This window comes from Polynucleobacter necessarius (assembly GCF_900095185.1).
GTDB lineage: Bacteria > Pseudomonadota > Gammaproteobacteria > Burkholderiales > Burkholderiaceae > Polynucleobacter.
This window is the reverse complement of sequence record NZ_LT606948.1, coordinates 1,350,832-1,369,329: the sequence shown is the minus strand read 5'-3', so window position 1 is coordinate 1,369,329 and position 18,498 is coordinate 1,350,832. Positions and strand designations below refer to the sequence as shown.

The 18,498-nt window shown below is 44.6% G+C and carries 19 protein-coding genes, 1 tRNA gene and 3 pseudogenes; 7 read left to right on the top strand and 16 right to left on the bottom strand.

Going from position 1 to position 18,498, the window contains the following annotated elements:
* Window positions 1-21: 21 nt before the first annotated feature.
* Together pnp and rpsO are read right to left on the bottom strand one after the other, a co-directional pair.
* Window positions 22-2,190 carry a polyribonucleotide nucleotidyltransferase gene (gene pnp, locus DXE31_RS07930; protein WP_114698404.1) on the bottom strand — a complete coding sequence of 723 codons (2,169 nt, stop codon included), beginning with the start codon at window positions 2,188-2,190 and terminating at the stop codon, window positions 22-24.
* A 268-nt stretch (window positions 2,191-2,458) separates the two neighbouring features.
* Window positions 2,459-2,728 (bottom strand): 30S ribosomal protein S15, encoded by a 270-nt coding sequence (gene rpsO, locus DXE31_RS07925; RefSeq protein ID WP_114698403.1) that lies wholly within the window; start codon window positions 2,726-2,728, stop codon window positions 2,459-2,461.
* A gap of 541 nt (window positions 2,729-3,269) precedes the next feature.
* On the opposite strand from rpsO, the gene DXE31_RS10605 reads away from it, so the two are divergent.
* Entirely contained in the window at window positions 3,270-3,431 is a 162-nt protein-coding gene (locus DXE31_RS10605) for a lipid-binding SYLF domain-containing protein (RefSeq protein WP_197712207.1), read from the top strand.
* Between the two features lie 112 nt (window positions 3,432-3,543).
* Here DXE31_RS10605 and DXE31_RS07915 read toward each other — a convergent pair.
* The 6 genes and pseudogenes from DXE31_RS07915 to DXE31_RS07890 all read right to left on the bottom strand — a co-directional run bounded on the left by DXE31_RS07915 (window position 3,544) and on the right by DXE31_RS07890 (window position 10,240).
* Window positions 3,544-5,076: pseudogene (locus tag DXE31_RS07915) on the bottom strand (2-isopropylmalate synthase).
* Window positions 5,077-5,299: 223 nt separating this feature from the next.
* Complete coding sequence (gene pssA, locus DXE31_RS07910) at window positions 5,300-6,163, bottom strand: CDP-diacylglycerol--serine O-phosphatidyltransferase (protein ID WP_114698402.1); 864 nt, start codon at window positions 6,161-6,163, stop codon at window positions 5,300-5,302.
* Between the two features lie 29 nt (window positions 6,164-6,192).
* Complete coding sequence (locus tag DXE31_RS07905; protein WP_114698401.1) at window positions 6,193-6,840, bottom strand: phosphatidylserine decarboxylase; 648 nt, start codon at window positions 6,838-6,840, stop codon at window positions 6,193-6,195.
* Window positions 6,841-6,894: 54 nt separating this feature from the next.
* Window positions 6,895-7,911 carry a ketol-acid reductoisomerase gene (gene ilvC, locus DXE31_RS07900; protein ID WP_231969475.1) on the bottom strand — a complete coding sequence of 339 codons (1,017 nt, stop codon included), beginning with the start codon at window positions 7,909-7,911 and terminating at the stop codon, window positions 6,895-6,897.
* Between the two features lie 50 nt (window positions 7,912-7,961).
* Entirely contained in the window at window positions 7,962-8,453 is a 492-nt protein-coding gene (ilvN, locus tag DXE31_RS07895) for an acetolactate synthase small subunit (protein WP_114698399.1), read from the bottom strand.
* Window positions 8,453-10,240, bottom strand: coding sequence for an acetolactate synthase 3 catalytic subunit (locus DXE31_RS07890; protein WP_114698398.1), 1,788 nt, complete (start codon window positions 10,238-10,240; stop codon window positions 8,453-8,455). The genes ilvN and DXE31_RS07890 overlap by 1 nt, the downstream gene beginning before the upstream one ends.
* Before the next feature lie 192 nt (window positions 10,241-10,432).
* Between DXE31_RS07890 and DXE31_RS07885 the strand changes: the two are divergent.
* The 5 genes and pseudogenes from DXE31_RS07885 to DXE31_RS07870 all read left to right on the top strand — a co-directional run bounded on the left by DXE31_RS07885 (window position 10,433) and on the right by DXE31_RS07870 (window position 12,658).
* A pseudogene (locus DXE31_RS07885) lies at window positions 10,433-11,002 on the top strand (RNA polymerase sigma factor).
* Window positions 10,999-11,457, top strand: coding sequence for a DUF3619 family protein (locus tag DXE31_RS07880; RefSeq protein ID WP_114698397.1), 459 nt, complete (start codon window positions 10,999-11,001; stop codon window positions 11,455-11,457). Before DXE31_RS07885 ends, DXE31_RS07880 begins: the two are co-directional and overlap by 4 nt.
* A 251-nt stretch (window positions 11,458-11,708) precedes the next feature.
* A complete protein-coding gene (locus tag DXE31_RS12995; RefSeq protein ID WP_415077936.1) occupies window positions 11,709-11,921 on the top strand; it encodes a hypothetical protein in 213 nt (70 codons plus the stop codon).
* The gene (locus DXE31_RS07875) at window positions 11,840-12,121 is read left to right on the top strand and encodes a hypothetical protein (RefSeq protein WP_415077934.1); all 282 of its coding nucleotides are present in this window, start codon (window positions 11,840-11,842) and stop codon (window positions 12,119-12,121) included. Before DXE31_RS12995 ends, DXE31_RS07875 begins: the two co-directional genes overlap by 82 nt.
* Window positions 12,122-12,658, top strand: coding sequence for an RDD family protein (locus tag DXE31_RS07870; RefSeq protein WP_114698396.1), 537 nt, complete (start codon window positions 12,122-12,124; stop codon window positions 12,656-12,658).
* Here the strand turns inward: DXE31_RS07870 and DXE31_RS07865 are convergent.
* The 7 genes from DXE31_RS07865 to DXE31_RS07840 all read right to left on the bottom strand — a co-directional run bounded on the left by DXE31_RS07865 (window position 12,655) and on the right by DXE31_RS07840 (window position 15,784).
* The gene (locus tag DXE31_RS07865; protein WP_162785577.1) at window positions 12,655-12,873 is read right to left on the bottom strand and encodes a hypothetical protein; all 219 of its coding nucleotides are present in this window, start codon (window positions 12,871-12,873) and stop codon (window positions 12,655-12,657) included. The genes DXE31_RS07870 and DXE31_RS07865 overlap by 4 nt on opposite strands.
* Window positions 12,874-13,231: 358 nt before the next feature.
* Window positions 13,232-13,384: a hypothetical protein gene (locus DXE31_RS09790; RefSeq protein WP_162785575.1), complete on the bottom strand. Its 153-nt coding sequence runs from the start codon at window positions 13,382-13,384 to the stop codon at window positions 13,232-13,234.
* 78 nt (window positions 13,385-13,462) lie between these two features.
* Window positions 13,463-13,759 (bottom strand): hypothetical protein, encoded by a 297-nt coding sequence (locus DXE31_RS07860; RefSeq protein WP_114698394.1) that lies wholly within the window; start codon window positions 13,757-13,759, stop codon window positions 13,463-13,465.
* Between the two features lie 167 nt (window positions 13,760-13,926).
* Window positions 13,927-14,058 carry a hypothetical protein gene (locus tag DXE31_RS12210; protein ID WP_269460606.1) on the bottom strand — a complete coding sequence of 44 codons (132 nt, stop codon included), beginning with the start codon at window positions 14,056-14,058 and terminating at the stop codon, window positions 13,927-13,929.
* Between the two features lie 221 nt (window positions 14,059-14,279).
* Complete coding sequence (locus tag DXE31_RS07850; RefSeq protein WP_114698392.1) at window positions 14,280-14,465, bottom strand: hypothetical protein; 186 nt, start codon at window positions 14,463-14,465, stop codon at window positions 14,280-14,282.
* A gap of 87 nt (window positions 14,466-14,552) precedes the next feature.
* Window positions 14,553-14,969 (bottom strand): hypothetical protein, encoded by a 417-nt coding sequence (locus DXE31_RS10600; RefSeq protein WP_197712205.1) that lies wholly within the window; start codon window positions 14,967-14,969, stop codon window positions 14,553-14,555.
* Window positions 14,970-15,707: 738 nt separating this feature from the next.
* A tRNA-Arg gene (locus DXE31_RS07840) sits at window positions 15,708-15,784 on the bottom strand.
* Between the two features lie 18 nt (window positions 15,785-15,802).
* Between DXE31_RS07840 and DXE31_RS07835 the strand changes: the two are divergent.
* A pseudogene (locus DXE31_RS07835) lies at window positions 15,803-16,106 on the top strand (transcription elongation factor GreB); the annotation flags it as partial.
* On the opposite strand, the gene DXE31_RS07830 reads toward DXE31_RS07835, so the two are convergent.
* Window positions 16,099-18,489, bottom strand: coding sequence for a RelA/SpoT family protein (locus DXE31_RS07830; protein WP_114698391.1), 2,391 nt, complete (start codon window positions 18,487-18,489; stop codon window positions 16,099-16,101). The pseudogene DXE31_RS07835 and the gene DXE31_RS07830 sit on opposite strands and share 8 nt — an antisense overlap.
* Window positions 18,490-18,498: the final 9 nt, after the last annotated feature.

Here is an 18,498-nt window from a genome sequence, read left to right as displayed (position 1 = left end):
CTCCCCCGCTTGCTGTGGTTCTTAAGCAGGCTCGCCAGCTTCTGGCGCAGCCTCAGCAGCTACTTCAGTAGCTCCAGCTAAGGGAGCGATGGTGCCACCCTCATCAACCATTGCAGCTTTAAGTGATAAACGCAAACGACCACGTTCATCAGAAGCTAACAATTTCACGCGAACTATTTGTCCTTCTGCCAAATAGGCTTTAACTTCTTTTACACGTTCATTTGAAATTTCAGAAATATGCAAGAGACCATCTTTACCAGGCAGAATATTTACTAAAGCACCAAATTCAAGCAATTTCACTACTGGGCCTTCGTAAATCTTACCTACTTCAGCTTCAGCCGTAATGCCTTCAATACGTGCTTTTGCTTCAGCCATACCTTCAGCACTAGTTGAAGCGATTGTTACAGTACCGTCATCTTTAATGTCTATGCTGCAACCGGTTTCTTTAATCAAGGCCTGGATTGTTGCACCACCCCTACCGATTACTTCACGGATCTTGTCTGGATGAATCTTGAAAGAAATCATACGTGGAGCATGAGCTGATAACTCAGTACGAACTGAACCCATCGCTTCTTGCATTTTGCTCAAGATATGTAAGCGACCTTCTTTAGCCTGCGCTAAAGCAACTTGCATAATTTCTTGAGTGATACCTTGAACCTTAATGTCCATTTGAAGTGCAGTAATACCGTTTGCAGTACCCGCCACTTTAAAGTCCATATCGCCTAAATGATCTTCGTCACCCAAGATATCTGTCAACACAGCAAAACGATTGCCATCCAAAATCAAGCCCATCGCCACACCAGCAACATGTGCTTTGACTGGAACGCCAGCATCCATCATTGCTAAGCAGCCACCGCAAACGGAAGCCATTGAAGAAGAGCCGTTTGACTCCGTAATTTCTGAAACCACACGAATGCTGTAAGCAAAATCTTCAGGACTAGGCAATACTGGAATCAAAGCACGTTTAGCTAAACGACCGTGACCAATTTCGCGACGCTTAGGGCTGCCTACACGACCTGTTTCTCCAGTAGCGAATGGAGGCATGTTGTAGTGAAGCATGAAACGATCGCGATATTCACCTTCGAGTGCGTCAATGATTTGCTCGTCACGTGGTGTACCCAAAGTGGCAACAACAAGAGCCTGTGTTTCGCCACGAGTAAACAAGGCAGAACCGTGAGTACGTGGCAATACCCCGTTACGAATTTCAATTGGACGAACAGTGCGTGTATCACGACCATCAATACGTGGTTCACCATTCAAAATCTGACTACGAACAATCTTCGCTTCGATTTCAAACATAATGTCGCTAACAGCAACAGCGTCTACGTCGCCCGCTTCAGACAATGTCGCCATTACTTCTTTAGAGATTTCTTTGAGCTTGTCGGAGCGAGCGCCTTTTTGACGCATTTGATATGCTTCGCGCAATGGACCTTCAGCTAAAGCAGTCACCTTAGCGATGAATGGTTCATTCTTAGGGGCTGCAGTCCAATCCCATTCTGGTTTACCAGCTTCACGCACTAGATCATTGATGGCATTAATTGCCGTTTTCATTTGTTCATGACCATAAACAACTGCCCCCAACATGACTGCTTCAGACAATTGATTGGCTTCAGATTCAACCATTAATACCGCAGCTTGTGTACCAGCAACAATTAAATCAAGTTCGCTAGAAGTTTGCTCTGTGCGAGTTGGATTTAAGAGGTATTGGCCATTTGCGTAGCCAACACGTGCTGCACCTACTGGGCCAGCAAAAGGAATTCCTGAAACAGCCAAAGCTGCAGACGCAGCGATCAATGCTGGAATATCAGAGGGCACATCGGGGTTGATAGATAACACATGCACTACAACCTGAACTTCGTTCAAGAAACCTTCTGGGAATAATGGGCGTAAAGGGCGGTCAATCAAACGGGAGATCAATGTCTCACCCTCAGATGGACGACCTTCACGACGGAAGAAACCACCGGGTATCTTGCCGGCAGCGTATGTCTTCTCTAAATAATCAACTGTCAATGGAAAAAAGGATTGGCCAGTCTTAGCAGACTTAGAGGCAACTACTGTACCCATGACAACCGTGTCATCCACGTTAACAATTACTGCACCACCAGCTTGACGAGCAATCTCGCCAGATTCCATCGTTACTTGATGATTGCCCCATTGAAAACTTTTTACTGCTTTTTTAAACATAGTCATTCTGATCTTCTCCAAATTGTTCACGCAAAACTCACATGAGCATTACGCTTGTCGTGGGATAAAGCAGTGTCACGACAACACTGGAGCGATTGAAGTTCACAAGGGATGCCATTCCAAGGAGGTTCTGAAGCCATCATCAGAAACTCATTGGAATGACACAATCCCCTACACCAATGCTCTTGAAACGCCCAAAAAACATGCCATCCACTTAAGACTGAATCCGCGAAGAAACAACCCTAAGAAAGATGGCATTGCATACCGATAAGAATTACTTACGGAGACCTAATTTCTCAATCAATGCGCGATAGCGATCCCAATCTTTGCCTTTGAGGTAATCCAAAAGGCGACGGCGACGTGAAACCATCTTCAACAAGCCACAACGGCTATGATGATCTTTAGCGTTAGCCTTGAAATGGGGGGTTAATTCATTGATGCGGGCTGTTAGCAATGAAACTTGGACTTCAGGGCTGCCCGTATCGTTTGCGCTGCGCGCGTTTTCTTTGACGATTTCCGCCGTTTGAATATCAGCAACTGCCATTTTTTAATACTCCTAACTTGCGAACACTTGAGCTTTCACCCAAACTGTGTCGTGCTATTAAACATAAACAAACAAAAAAGCTTTAAAAATCAAAGCCATCGAATTGTAGCAGAGCTAAGGCAGAAGAATCGATTTCAAGCTCAAAAACTAGTCTAATGTATGATGTATGATGTAAATAAGATATGCATGATATTTAATCTTTTAAAATCATTAACTTAAGTAATAGCGCTACCACTTAACCACGTACTAGCCGTCTTTTTTTGCCTGGGTCTTGGACTGATCCAGCCAGCTCAAGCCCAATTTAGGTCATTTTTTGGTCCAGATAAAAGCATTGCCGAGCAACGGCAGGATATTTTGATCAAAAACCAGGTAATTCTGAAGCAGCTTTATGAAGTCCAGCCTAAAGCCAAGGTATGAATTGAAAAATCAGCTGGCTATGCAACGTTTAGCAATTTCGGCATGAAAATTTTGATAGCTGGCGGTGGCACAGGAAGCGGAGTTGTAGTTAATAGAGCAACCAAAAAAACCAACTTTTATGCAGATGACTGAAGTTCAAGCTGGTTTAGGTATCGACATCCAGCCATTCCAAAATACTTTTGTCTTTGAAACAGAGTCAGCATTGAATGACTTCGTTAATTCTGGATGGACTTTTGGTGGGCAGGTTACTGCGGCTGCCAAATATGAAAAAGACGGTTATGCCTAAATTGACAGATTCGGGCCTTGCCGCTGAGATCACCGGCAAAGGCAAGAAATACTATAAAAACACAGATTTAAACCAATAAACCCTTAAGCGATTGACCCCCCTTATTAGGGAGTCATCTCTGGGCATTAAGTTTTGCCTGACTTGGATCAGGCAGCTGATTTAATGCTGATAAATAGGCTTTTGCAGAGGCGGCAATGATATCGGGGTCGGTTCCAACACCATTCACAATCCGACCGCCTTTTGCTAATCGTACCGTGACCTCCCCTTGAGACCGTGTTCCAGAAGTAATCGCATTGACCGAATAAAGCAGTTGCTCTGCACCACCATCTCAATGGTATTCAAACTCGTGTCTGCTGGACCATTTCCTTCAGCCTCAGAGCTAATCTCTGTTTCACCCATGCGAAATGTTACGCGTGATTTAGGGCGCTCACCTGTTTCAGAGTGTTGACTCCAATGATATGAATTTATAGTGCTCACCCTCCTCTGCGGCCGCAGAATCAGACATGATGGCAATGATATCTTCATCAAAGATCTCAGCTTTTTGGTCAGCCAATGTCTTAAATCGTATAAAGGCTTCATTTAAATCTGCTTCGGCCTCAACCGTAATTCCCAACTCTTGCAGGCGTTGTTTAAAGGCATTTCGACCAGATAATTTACCGAGAACAATCTTGTTAGCAGACCAGCCCACATCTTCTGCGCGCATAATTTCGTAGGTGTCGCGATTTTTTAAAATACCATCTTGATGAATTCCAGAGGTATGTGCAAACGCATTTGCGCCAACAACTGCCTTATTGGGCTGAACCACAAATCCAGTAATTTGAGAAACCAATTTGGATGCCGGCACAATTTGGGTAGCATCGATTCCACAAACCATATCGAAATAGTCTTTGCGAGTTCGCAATGACATCACGATCTCTTCTAAGGCGGTATTCCCAGCACGCTCTCCTAAACCATTAATCGTGCACTCAATTTGGCGGGCACCACCAATTTTTACTCCTGCCAATGAATTAGCAACTGCCATACCTAGGTCATTATGGCAATGTACGGACCATATTGCCTTGTCTGAGTTGAGCACGCGTGTACGTAATGTCTTGATAAATTCGCCATATAACTCCGGCGTTGCATATCCAACCGTATCCGGAATATTGATAGTGGTAGCCCCCTCATTAATGACCGCCTCCACCACTCTAGACAAAAAATCCATTTCTGAGCGATAACCATCTTCCGCTGAAAACTCAATATCAGCGGCCAAATTACGTGCAAATCGAATCGAACGCTTGGCTTGCTCTAAAACATCTTCTGGAGCCATGCGTAATTTAACAGCCATATGCAAGGGACTCGTTGCCAAGAAGGCGTGGATACGCTTTGCGTTTGCAGCTTTGAGAGCATCAGAGGCTCGTGTAATGTCCTTATCATTTGCCCTTGCTAAAGAACACACAATGGAATCTTTAACAGCCGCTGCGACTGCAGAAATAGCTTGAAAATCCCCTTCTGAGCTAGCGGCAAAGCCCGCTTCAATCACATCGACTTTCAGACGCTCCAATTGACGTGCAATGCACACCTTCTCATCTTTGGTCATGGATGCACCAGGCGACTGTTCGCCGTCACGCAAGGTGGTGTCAAAAATGATTACTTTGTCGCTCATCACTACTCTCCAATTCAAATGCCGCTTAACTTATTCATTCGATCTTAAAAACAAAAACCCCAACAAATTGCTGGGGCTGGTATGTGGTGGTTAATGCAGTTTCTCTATCTCATTAACTCAGGCCTTACCCGCCCCAAGCTTTAGGCTTAGTGCTAGCAGAAGAAGATCTAATAAAAAAGACAAACTTATCAACATGGGTTAAATATACCCCAAAAATAAGGAATTAGCTAAATCGCTTACCACTTAGCCTTTCCCAAGCCCAAATAACATATCCAGAAATGGAATAAACCACAAATAAGCCAAATAAGGTTAAGGGAGGGTTTGAAGATATCAGCACAAAGGTGATGATCATTAAAACCATCACACCAAAAGGCACTCGATAACGAACATCCAAGGCTTTTCCACTATAAAAACGCGCATTGGAGACCATAGTAAGACCTGCGTAAACAGCAATAAAGAAAGTTACCCAAGGAATTGCAGTGTCACGAACGGGAATCTTATTGTCATCAGCTAACCAAATAAATCCAGCCATCAATGCACCGGCAGCTGGACTTGGAAGTCCTTGAAAGAATTTCTTATCCACCACACCAGTATTTACATTAAATCGCGCCAGACGCAATGCAGCTCCAGCACAGTAAGTAAAGGCAGCCAACCAACCCCTCTTGCCTAAATCCTTTAACGCCCATTCATAAGCAACTAGAGCAGGAGCAACACCAAATGAAACCATGTCAGCAAGGGAATCATATTGTTCGCCAAAAGCGCTTTGAGTATTAGTCATGCGGGCTACGCGGCCATCCATCCCATCGAGTACGAGCGATGCAAAAATCGCAATCGCCGCCATTTCAAACTGATGATTCATGGCATGAACGATGGCAAAAAATCCGCAGAAGAGAGCCGCAGTAGTAAAAGCGTTAGGCAACAGATAAATACCCTTATTGCGCAAGCGAGGCTTTTGAGGATGCAATTCCTCTACTTCATAGTCAACGTCATCTCCCAATTCTTCAACCCACTGGCTTTCAGAAGAGGACGCATTTCTCTGAGAGAGTCGACTCCGGTCTATTCGACCGCGACGGCGAAAAGTAGTCAAAAAAATATCCTAGTAAGTAATGAATCTAATCAGTCTAAACCAGGCAAGCTAGCCAAAGCTGTATTGGTTGCAAATACCTTGTCACCAACACTGACTAATGGTTCGGCTGTTAAAGGTAAATACACATCTACACGCGAACCGAAGCGAATAAAACCATAACGCTCACCTGCTTTAAGTCGATCTCCAACATGGATGTAACAGAGAATGCGTCGGGCAATTAAACCGGCTACTTGAACGAGGGTGACAATTTGACCATTGGCCTCAATTACGACCGCATTTCGCTCATTTTCTGTTGATGCCTTATCCAAGTCTGCATTAACAAATTTACCCGGGAAATACTGTACTTCTTTCACCAAACCATTAACGGCACTGCGATTAGAGTGCACATTAAAAACATTCATAAACACGCTAATTTTGAGGGCTTCACGACCCGCATAAGGATCATTAGCTTTTTCAACTACAACAATACGGCCATCTGCTGGAGAGAGAACTAAATCACGACCCAGAGCAGGAATGCGCTGTGGGTCGCGAAAGAATTGCAAAACAAGAATAAAGATGATCCAGAAAGGCCATGACCCTACAATGCCACCCAGGTAGTGAACCAGCAATGCCAAGACCCCTACTAACACTAAATACGGCCAGCCTTCTCTCGCAATAATAGGGTGTGGATACATCATCTGTGTTCTGAGCCTTTATATGTACATCAAGTAATTAAGTAATTACCTCTCGGCTTAGTTTTTTGTCTGGTCAACCAACTTGTTTTTGGCAATCCAAGGCATCATGGCACGCAATTTAGCACCAACCACCTCAATGTCATGTTCTGCATTTAAGCAACGACGAGAAATTAATGTAGGAGCACCAGCTTTGTTTTCCAAGATAAAGCTCTTTGCATACTCGCCAGCTTGAATATCTTTTAAACACTGACGCATTGCGTTTTTGGTATCTTCCGTAACAACGCGTGGGCCTGTAACATACTCGCCATACTCTGCATTATTAGAGATAGAGTAGTTCATATTGGCAATGCCACCCTCATAAATCAGGTCAACAATCAACTTGAGCTCATGCAAGCACTCAAAGTAAGCCATTTCTGGAGCGTAGCCAGCTTCAACTAAGGTCTCAAAACCTGCTTTAATTAGTTCAACAGTGCCACCACAGAGAACAGCTTGCTCACCGAATAAGTCAGTTTCTGTTTCCTCCCGGAAGCTTGTTTCAATGATGCCAGCACGTCCGCCACCGTTAGCAGTTGCATAGGACAACGCCACATCGCGAGCAGATCCTGTTTTATCTTGATAAACAGCGATCAAATGGGGAACACCGCCACCTTGAGAGTAAGTGCCACGAACTGTATGGCCAGGGGCTTTCGGGGCGATCATAATCACATCCAGGTCAGCACGTGGTTGAACTTGACCGTAATGAACGTTAAAACCATGAGCAAATGCCAATGCAGCGCCTTGCTTAATATTGCCGTGAACTTTATTTTTGTACACATCAGCAATTTGCTCGTCAGGCAACAAGATCATGACAACATCAGCGTCCTTTACAGCTTCGCCAACTTCTTTAACTGTCAAACCTGCATTCGCAGCTTTACTCCAAGAAGCGCCGTTTTTACGTAAACCGACAGTAAGGTTAACACCAGAGTCTTTAAGGTTCAATGCGTGCGCGTGGCCTTGGGAACCGTAACCAATGATGGTGACTTTCTTGCCCTTAATGAGAGACAAATCAGCGTCTTTATCGTAAAAAACTTTCATGCTCTTTCCTTGTTTTGAAAATGTAATTAATGCAGTAATCAGTGAAAAAATTAAACCTTGAGGATGCGCTCACCACGCCCAATTCCAGAACCGCCCGAGCGGACGGCTTCCAGAATTGATGCTCGATCGATCGAATCAATAAAGGCATCCAGCTTTGCACCAGCACCGGTTAATTCGATAGTGTAACTTTTATCAGTCACATCAATAATACGACCGCGGAAGATATCGGTAGTGCGTTTAAGCTCTTCCCGCTCTTTACCTACAGCACGAACTTTAATCATCATCAGCTCACGTTCGATATGCGGGCCTTCACTTAAATCAAATACTTTGACTACTTCAACCAAGCGGTTTAAATGCTTAGTAATCTGCTCGATCACATCATCAGAACCAAAGGTAACAATAGTCATGCGAGATAAAGATGGATCTTCGGTAGGTGCTACGCTCAAAGTGTCAATGTTGTAACCGCGAGCAGAAAATAAACCCACTACACGTGACAATGCGCCTGGTTCGTTTTCAATCAGTACAGAAATAATATGACGCATTAGAGATCCTCACTACCCAAAAGCATTTCAGTAATACCTTTACCTGCTTGAACCATAGGCCAAACGTTTTCCTCTGGATCGGTCTGGAAGTCCATAAATACAGTGCGATCTTTTAGGCAGATTGCTTCCTTCAGCGCATCTTCTACATCAGACTTCTTTTCAATACGCATGCCAATGTGGCCATATGACTCGGCTAACTTCACAAAGTCAGGCAGAGAGTCCATATATGAACTCGAGTAGCGCTTGTTATAAGTCAATTCTTGCCACTGACGCACCATACCCAGATAGCGATTATTCAAAGAGACAATCTTGACCGGCGTATCGTATTGTTTGCAGGTAGAAAGCTCCTGAATACACATCTGAATAGAGCCTTCACCCGTAATCGTAAATACCTCCTTCTCCGGGAATGCTTTTTTGATGCCCATAGCGTATGGCAATCCAACACCCATAGTGCCAAGACCGCCCGAATTAATCCAACGACGTGGCTTATCAAATTTATAAAACTGCGCTGCCCACATTTGATGCTGACCTACATCAGAACAAATAAATGCATCGCCGCCAGTCAGCTCCCATAGCTTTTGAACGACGTACTGCGGCTTTACAATTTGCGAAGCTTCGTCGTATTTCAGGCAATCTTTTTTACGGCACTCATTAATCTGATCCCACCAGGCAGCAATCTTGTCACCGTTTTTACGTAGTCCAGCTGCTTTGAGTTGAGTAGTCATCTCAACTAAGACTTCCTTGAGATTGCCGACAATAGGAACATCAACCTTTACACGCTTCGAGATCACAGAAGGATCGATATCAATATGAATAATCTTGCGTGGATGACTTGCAAAGTGAGTAGTATTGCCAATCACGCGGTCATCGAAACGCGCGCCAATCGCAATCAATACGTCGCTGTGTTGCATCGCCATATTCGCTTCATATGTTCCATGCATACCGAGCATACCCACGAATTGTGGACTAGTTCCCGGGAACCCACCTAAACCCATCAAGGTATTAGTAACGGGATAACCCAGGAGATCTGCGAACTCTTTTAATTCTGCAGAGGCATCGGACAAAATCACACCACCACCGGTATAGATGTATGGGCGCTCCGCTTCTTGCAATAGAGCGACTGCTTTACGAATCTGACCGCCATGACCCTTGACAACTGGGTTGTAAGAACGCATCTCTAAGGTCTCTGGGTAAACAAAAGGTCCTTTTGCTGCAGACACGTCCTTTGGAATATCAATCAATACAGGACCAGGTCGACCTGTCTGGGCAATATGAAACGCCTTCTTCACTACGAGCGGAAGATCCTTCACATCCTTGACAAGGAAATTGTGCTTGACAACAGGACGAGTGATACCGACAGTATCAGCTTCCTGAAAAGCATCCTCACCAATCGCATTGGTCGGTACGTTACCGCTAATAATCACCATTGGAATCGAGTCTGTGTAGGCGGTTGCAATACCAGTTACGGCATTCGTAACACCTGGACCCGAAGTCACCAATGCAACCCCAACCTTACCGGTCGCACGAGCGTATCCATCGGCAGCGTGAACAGCAGCCTGCTCATGGCGCACAAGAATGTGCTCAAACTTATCCTGCTTAAAAATTTCATCATAAATAAAGAGGACTGAACCGCCGGGGTAACCCCAGACATACTCAACACCCTCTTTATGCAATGCTCGAACGAGCATTTCCGCTCCAATCATTTCTGGAGGCGCTATTTCATTATTTATATTTGCTGTGTCTTTATTAGCTTTGGTAGCTAAAAATTCGGCGCTGCTTGTATTAATTTTCTTTCGTCCTTTGCAATTTTCGGCAAAAAATTGTTTGGTCTGTTCTGTCTCCTGCTTATGGCCTGAGTTCGAACGGCGCTGCTACCGGAAAATCCACTTCTTGGATGCGATTCTAGGTAGACAGCCCTATATTTTATAGCAATCCCCTAAAATGGCGTAATTCTTACCGATTCAGGTCTAATCTATTACATGGCATCACCTCAAGAACTATCTGACTTTTTAAGCGGTGTCGAGCAACGCGCTTTTAAGCAAGCAGTTTATGTCATGCGCGACGATGATGCAGCTCTAGATATTGTTCAAGACGCCATGATCAAATTGGCGGAGAAATATGGGGAGAGACCTGCTGGCGAACCTCCCCTTGTCTTTACCAGGATATTGTAAAACCGCATTCATGACTGGTTGAGAAGATAAAAGGTGCACAATGCTTAGGTTACCTTATTTTCTAAGTTGGGCAAGACAACAGATGAAAATGATAACTTTAACCCTTTAGCGTCACTCTCAACGCCAGATGACAGTGAAATTCACCAAGATGGGGCTCAGAAACTGGAAATAAGTCAGCTTTGACAGGCTTTGGAGTCGGAAATCTCTAAATTACCCGTACGTCAACGAGACGCCTTTCTGATGCATTCTTGGGATGAGCTAAGCATTACTGAAACGGCGCAAGCAATGCGTTGTAGTGCAGGAAGTGTCAAAACTCACTGCTCTAGAGCCACCCAGACATTAGCTAAAGCATTGAAATTAAAAGGAATTACGCTGTGAAACACTTTGATAACCAATTAACCCATTCCCAAGTCGACCAATTTGGCCAGACTAGCGCTGCCCTGCTTCGTCAAGATGCCCACAATATTCCTCAAAATATCAAGGAGCGCTTGTACGCTGCCCGTATGAAGGCTGTGAATGTCCAAAAGCGTGAGAAAGTACTCATTCAAAAGCCAATTTTGGCTGGCCCGTCACACAACTGGACTACTGGCTCAAATGGGGTTTGGGATACGGTTGGCTGGATTGCTCCACTAATAGTTTTGGTATTTGGTCTCATTGGTATGGCTGAATGGCAGGAAAATTCGCGTATCAACGATATTGCTGAAGTTGATGCTGCACTTTTATCGGACGATGTGCCTCCAGACGCTTATGCAAATAGCGGATTCATGGCCTTCTTAAAAAATGGCCCTCTTTCTAAATCCGACAGCTCATCTGACTCTGCTCTCAATAAATAATCATCGCTTGTTTGCGACTCGCTTGATGCCTTCAACATCTAGAACGTGTATTGCATTTAGCATAGCGCTCATTTTGCTTGCTTACGCCATGTCCATAGGCGTGACGCATGCACAAACAAACAACCCCTAAAAGTCCGAATCGCAAGGTTGTCACCACAACGAACCCTGAGAGAAAGCCTGACGGCACTTGAGAAAGTCTCCAACCAGCACAACAAAAAATTCTTGCCCCGCTAGAAAGCGACTGGGACTATATGCTGCCAGACAGCCGCAAAAAATGGATTCAAGTTGCAAACATCTATTCAAAACTGAGTCAGCAAGATCAAGAACGCCTCCAGTCGCGGATGACTGGTTGTGGTCTAACTTGTCTCAAGAAGAACGTGGCATGGCACGCGAGAACTATCTTGCAAGTCTACAATTTCCAGCGGAGCAAAAAGCAGAAGCATGGAGCGCTTACCAAAAACTGACTGATGAACAAAAAAAGAAACTCGCTGAATCAGAGGCTAAGAAAAAGCCTACTGCTGCTAACGCGCCTACACTGCAGCAACATCCAATTTCTCCCAAAACCACTTTGCCGCCAATTCCTATTGGCCCAAGCTCACCCGCACCTACAGAAAGCACTGGAAGCAATACGGAAAGTGGTTCGTCAAGCAACTATAAGCAGTAAATGACGCCTGCCGAACTAAACGTACTTCCATCGCCTCAATTTTGGCGACGAGTTTCATGTGGCCTTTACGAACAACTGGTTTTACTCGGGGTCATAGCCTTTACATTTTTACTCCCCAATCTGGGCTTGGGAATACTATTTGGCATCTCGCTACCAAGCTGGCTGACATTTATATACCTATACGCAATTCTAGGAATTTACTTTGTTTGGTATTGGACCAAGTTTGGCCAAACCTTAGCCATGCAGACTTGGCGGGTTCGTTTGATTAGCAAAGATGGATATAACCTAACCAAGCCACAGGCTTTTTGGCGTTATGTCTATGGGTCGTTATGGCTCATTCCCTGTGTTGTTCTGCAATGGGCTTTTCATTTAGAAAAGTGGCAAATTATTGAAATGCTTTTTGCTGTAACTCTATTTATGTGGCCTTTAAGTATTTATCTAGGCCGCAAACAGTTTTTACAACGACAAAGTATTCCTGATCGATTGGCTGGCACACGTCTTGTAGAGCTTCCTAAAAACTTAGTAACACTACCCTAAGCTTCACGAAGACACTCAATTGCAGTAGCTTTTTGAATGCGTTGTTGAAAGCAATATCCCGAAGCAAGACAAGCAATTACTCCAAACGAAACGCCCATCAATAGCGCTTGTCCAAAAGCATTAAATTGAATATCCATGACATAGCGCCCTAGTACCCAGGCAGAGAGACCTGAAAATAATCCAGCTAACGCACCAGAAACCAATCCCACCATCAATAATTCAGTATTAGCGATGTTGGATAAGGGTAGCGCTCATCTTGAGCGGCTGCAATAGCAGTCATTAGCACCAAAATTGCCGCAGAAAGCGTAAATGCCAGTAACAAACCCAATACTGAGGACAGTTTATTGAGCACTTCCTGAATTTACTGAAAGGAGGCAGATATATCGACAATCGTTAAGTTAGGATAGGTTTCACTGAAAGTCTAAGGCCGCTTTTTGAGGCTCTATGTAGTAAGAGGTAATCCAAGATTGTGGAAGTGCTTGCAACTGTGAAGGCGGCATGCTGACAAAAAAGTTAACACGCATCGATCCCTAGTCTAACTTATGCAAGGAAGTAATGGGGGCAGTAATTTTTTCACCTGCAACCTTCGAAAGTGAGTTGATCACACATTTTCAGCTTCAGGGTTTTAGCAATGCCTGTCCCCATTGAAATCTGTGGGGTATCGCCCTCAATCCATTTGCCCGCCATCATCTGATTGCCAAGAGGCAATTGATCTGTGTATGACAAATTAAATTCACGATCAATTAAACGCTTCGCATTATCTTCGGCACAACTATTGGGGGGGTGATGTCTTTGCCATTAATCTCACTTAAACGCCCCCGCACCATTGGATAGAACTGCGGCGCAGATACTCCTCCAGCTGCTAGCGCCTGTGCCAGAATGACGAATGACCAAGCGAAGCGTTTGGTTCGAATTCCACATAGCAAAAATAATGATGACAATGGAAAAACTGAGGATAGTCCATAAAGCCAATTTCCAATCCCGAGCAGCCAATATAATTAATACGACAGCCGCACTAAAACCAAATAAAGCAGTCAGCAAAACAGATGTGCCGATAGGATCAAATGCACTTCTAATCAGATGAATTGGTGAAATCTTCACCAAACTCCAAAATGAAGGTCCAGCAAAGCCAAATAATAAACACCAAGATTCCTAAATCCATCTTGCCTCCAGATACTTTTTTTATATTTTTAGTCCAACTGCAATTATTTAAACTACTTCATTACAAATGGTGCACACCATCTTCACTTCCGGTCACTTTCGCATGCTTATTGCCCCATCAGTTTTGGTAAATTAGCCGCATATTTAGATAATTGAGCTTCATCTTCCTGGATGATCTCAGCTAAGGCTTGTTGCTGACCCAAAACAAGCGCTTCAGGAGTGTTATCTTTGATGGCCACTCATTTGCTGTAGCAGTTTGCGCCAATTAAGGGATTTGTCTTCGCTGCGTTTGTAACCGAGAGAAAAAGTTCAACGCTCACAACAGCCTCTGGCTTAACACGATAGTCGCCATAAAATTCATTTACCGTACACTGAAGGGTATATAGAAAGGGAAAAGCTATCGCTTTGCCCCATGGTTGCAGCAAAGATATTTGCTCTGTTAAACCACTGACGTTCAGCACTAGCGATCCTCATCCGCTGGGATGACGGTATAGACATTATAAAAATCTTTCCCATATCGAGAAACGCCCAAGCGGTATACCAAAGACTTTCCATCAAATGGGGGCGCAACATTAATATTGCCAATCTTGAGCCATATATCCGTCCGCGTCTTCAGGGGTGCAGCTGTGCGTTCAGGTGTACCCATCCAGCTGACGGGGTGGTACAGGGGCCCTCGTCGGTAGAGAGCAAGCGGTTAAACTCAAAATAACAATTGAGAACGGAGTTTGTTTAATCATTTTTGTGCTCCAGAAGCGCCCACGCCATTCATTGGTGGCGTAATTTTGGCGGGTGGCTCACTCCAAAATAAGACTAGAGGGCGATTGACTCTCGCAATACGACTAAATTCATTGAGCTTCTCACTCGCCTGTTTGAGATTCTCAAACGTTGCGCTGGTATCACCCTGAATACTTGTTATCGTTTGTCGCAAAGCCACCACCGTGCCAACAAGTTCCCGCATCAAAATATTGAGCTCATCTTTATCGGTCACTTTAGCAATACGCGCCATGATAATATTGAGCTGCTTGACAGCTGCAAGCACACCCTCGTTACCTTTACCATCACCAGCCATCAACACATTCAAATTACCCAATAAAGCATCCAGCTTCTTTTGGGTGCCATCAATGTTCATGTCATTTAGGGCGCCAATCAATTTTTCTATTCCGGGCCAAAAATTTGCATTCTGACAACCACGTATTGGCAGCGGTCATGAAATGGCTTATCTCTTTCGTACATATCGCCTGATAGACCAATTCAGGTCACCTGGCCTATTTTGACACCCCGAAAGCGTACAGCCGCTCTTGTATCAAGACCAGTTACAGACTGCTTTAGATAGATCTCAACATAAAAAGATTTTTTAAAGATCTGCCCGGATCCAAAAATTGGATAACTACCAATAGCACTCCGATCGCCGCTAGAACAAATACGCCGAGGCGGAAATAATGCGGATTTGAGTTATGCTCATGCTGCGTCCTTACTCATAATGCGCTTGAAAGCTAATCCCAACAATTCAAATTTTCCGCCAGCAACAGATTGTGCCTCTTCAACAGCAATTAAAAAGGCAATTCCAGCTCTCTTCTAAACAAGAGACTTTTGATACCTCAACACTGAGGGTTCTGCTTTTACTGTCACCTTGGGCTAGCCAAGCATCCTGAAGGTCGCGGATTTGAGTCCAGGTGCCGCCCAGAGAATACACATTGATAACGCCACTCCAAGACACTTTTGCACTTTACGGCGTCAATCAGTCCCCAAACTGCTACATATGGGTACTAGAAACGCTATTGATGGTGCTTAATGTGGTCATGGATCAACAATAAGGGATCTCTGTGAAATATTTAAGAAATTCAAAATGAAAAATGGTCTCGTTTTTCAGCTAGACCATCGTATAAGTTGGTGCGGCTGGCAGGAATTGAACCCACGACCCCTTGGTTCGTAGCCAAGTACTCTATCCAGCTGAGCTACAGCCGCAGCAGCTATAATTATGCCATGGAAGAGAAGAACTACATCACACTCGCCGGTCACGAGCGGATTAAAACAGAGCTATTACAGCTTTTAAACCTTGAGAGACCGGAGATTGTCAAAGTGGTGCACTGGGCGCAACGGTGATCGGTCTGAAAATGGCGACTATATCTACGGTAAAAAGCGCCTTCGGGAGATTGATAGGCACATTCGCTTCCTCAATAAACGACTGGAATACGCTGTAGTTGTGGACAATTCCGCTTGAAAATCTGGGGAAAATGAAGCCGATCAGGTTTTCTTTGGGGCTACAGTGACTTATTCCTCTAATGAGCGCGAATACGAGTGACATGCATTACATCGGGATTAGCGCGTAGGCTTCGCATCACCTTGGACAGATGTAGACGATCGTAGACCTTAATGGTAAAGCGAATTATGACCGAATCTTCTTTAAAGCGATCCGCCATCGAAACATTCATGATATTGGAATCGGCCGCTGTCACGCTACTTGCTACCCTTGCGAGAACACCCTTACCTTGGCGAGTATCAATTGCTAAATCCACTTCAAACTCGCGATTCAGCTCTTTCCCCCACTCCACTTCAACCCATTTATCGCTGTCTTTAGAAAGTATACGTAAGGCTATAGGGCAATCATTAGTATGCACTTGTAAGCCCTCACCCTTGCCTAGGTAGCCAATGATATTGTCCCCCGGGATAGGATGACAACAGGTTTGGAAGTGGATTGAATTACCCTCACGACCATCCACCAATATTGCTTGACGCTGGTGATGATTGATTTCTTGGCTTGGTGCAACCCAATCAGCAGTGCCCAAACGCATTTGTTCGGTACCGCCCTCATCATCAATCAAGATTTTTAGGCGTATTGCTAATTCTTGTGGTGAGCGTCCACCAAGAGCAATGTTGACACAGGCCTCTTCGCGGGTTTTATCGCCTGTCCCATGCATGAATTTCTCCCAAATTTCTGGAGAAAGTAAGGCAGCATCAATGCCCTGCTGACGCAAAGCATTTCCCAAGAGACGCTCACCCAATTGCAGCGACTCTGAATAATGCTTTGTATTTAAGGAACGCCGAATGGAAGCGCGCGCTTTTCCAGTCCGAACAAATGCTAACCAACCAGGATTAGGCTGAGAATTTGCTGATGTAATCACTTCAACGATGTCACTATTCTTAAGCTCACTACGTAAAGGCAGTTGCAAGCCATTGATCTTTACAGCTACACAGGTATTACCAAGATCGCTATGAATAGAGTACGCAAAATCAAGGGCGGTTGCGCCCCTCGGTAATGCCCTAATTTGTCCAGCAGGAGTAAAAACATAGACCGCATCTGGGAACAAATCAATTTTGACGTACTCTAAAAACTCTTGTGAATCACCGCTACTATCCTGAATATCGATCAGCGACTGCAACCGCTGATGAGCGCGATTGTGGACCTCGCTCATATCTGGTGAGCCGTCCTTATATGCCCAATGTGCAGTTACACCTGCTTCTGCTACGGCATGCATATCAGTTGTACGAATTTGAAACTCTACAGGGACGCCAGAGGACCCTAGCAAAGTAGTGTGAAGTGATTGGTAAGCATTGAGCTTTGGAATGGCAATGTAATCTTTAAACTTACCCGGCATTGGCTTGTAAAGGGAATGCAGAATACCGAGGGCACGATAACACTCGTCAATCGTATGTACAGTTACACGAAAAGCATAAACATCCAAAACCTGAGAAAAACTCAAATGCTTTAAGCGCATTTTGTTGTAGATGCTAAATAGGGTCTTCTCACGGCCTCGCAGATCCACTTCAAGATTAGCTTTGGCAAAAGCCATACGTGAAGCTTGCAAGATTTTTTCCATCATTTCCTTGCGGTTACCTCGTGCTCGCTTTACAGCACCTTCAATCACCCGAAAACGCATGGGCATCGAATAACGGAAACTTAAATCCTGCAGATCACGGTAAATGACGTTAAGACCCAGTCGGTGAGCAATTGGTGCATATATCTCAATCGTTTCAGCAGCAACACGGCGACGCTTTTCCATAGGTACTGCATCAAGGGTTCGCATATTATGAGTACGATCGGCCAGCTTAACTAGGATCACTCGGACGTCGCGCGCCATTGCCATAAACATTTTTCGCAAGCTTTCTGCTTGTGCTTCTGCATGACTCTGAAACTCCAATTTATCCAGCTTAGTTAAACCCTCAACCAGCTCTGCCACTTTATTACCAAACTTTTCGACTAAATTTGCTTTGGTACAACCAGCATCCTCAATAACATCATGTAATAAAGCAGCCATGATCGAGGGAGCGTCAAGCCGCCAAGTAGCGCAAAGTTCTGCAACGGCAACGGGATGCGTGATATAAGGTTCACCGCTATGGCGATATTGGCCAAGGTGAGATGCATCTGAAAAATGAAAGGCTTTTTTTACTTGCGCGATTTCTTCAGGCCTGAGATAAGAAAGCTTTGATAGCAAGCCTTCAATAGAGATCACTTGATGCTTGAGTGGAAGATTGGGTACGGAGGTTGGCCCAAATAAATGACGACTCGATTGAGCAAGCAAACTTGCAAGAATCGATTTTTTACCGCCCTGATTTATTTGATTAGTATCGCTACCCAATAACTGAGTTTGGGCTGAATCAATAGAAGCGTCTTTAGGCAAGGCGCCTCCAACTTTTTCCGATGTATTGACGATTCCTAAAGGGAACTCCACACCGGAACT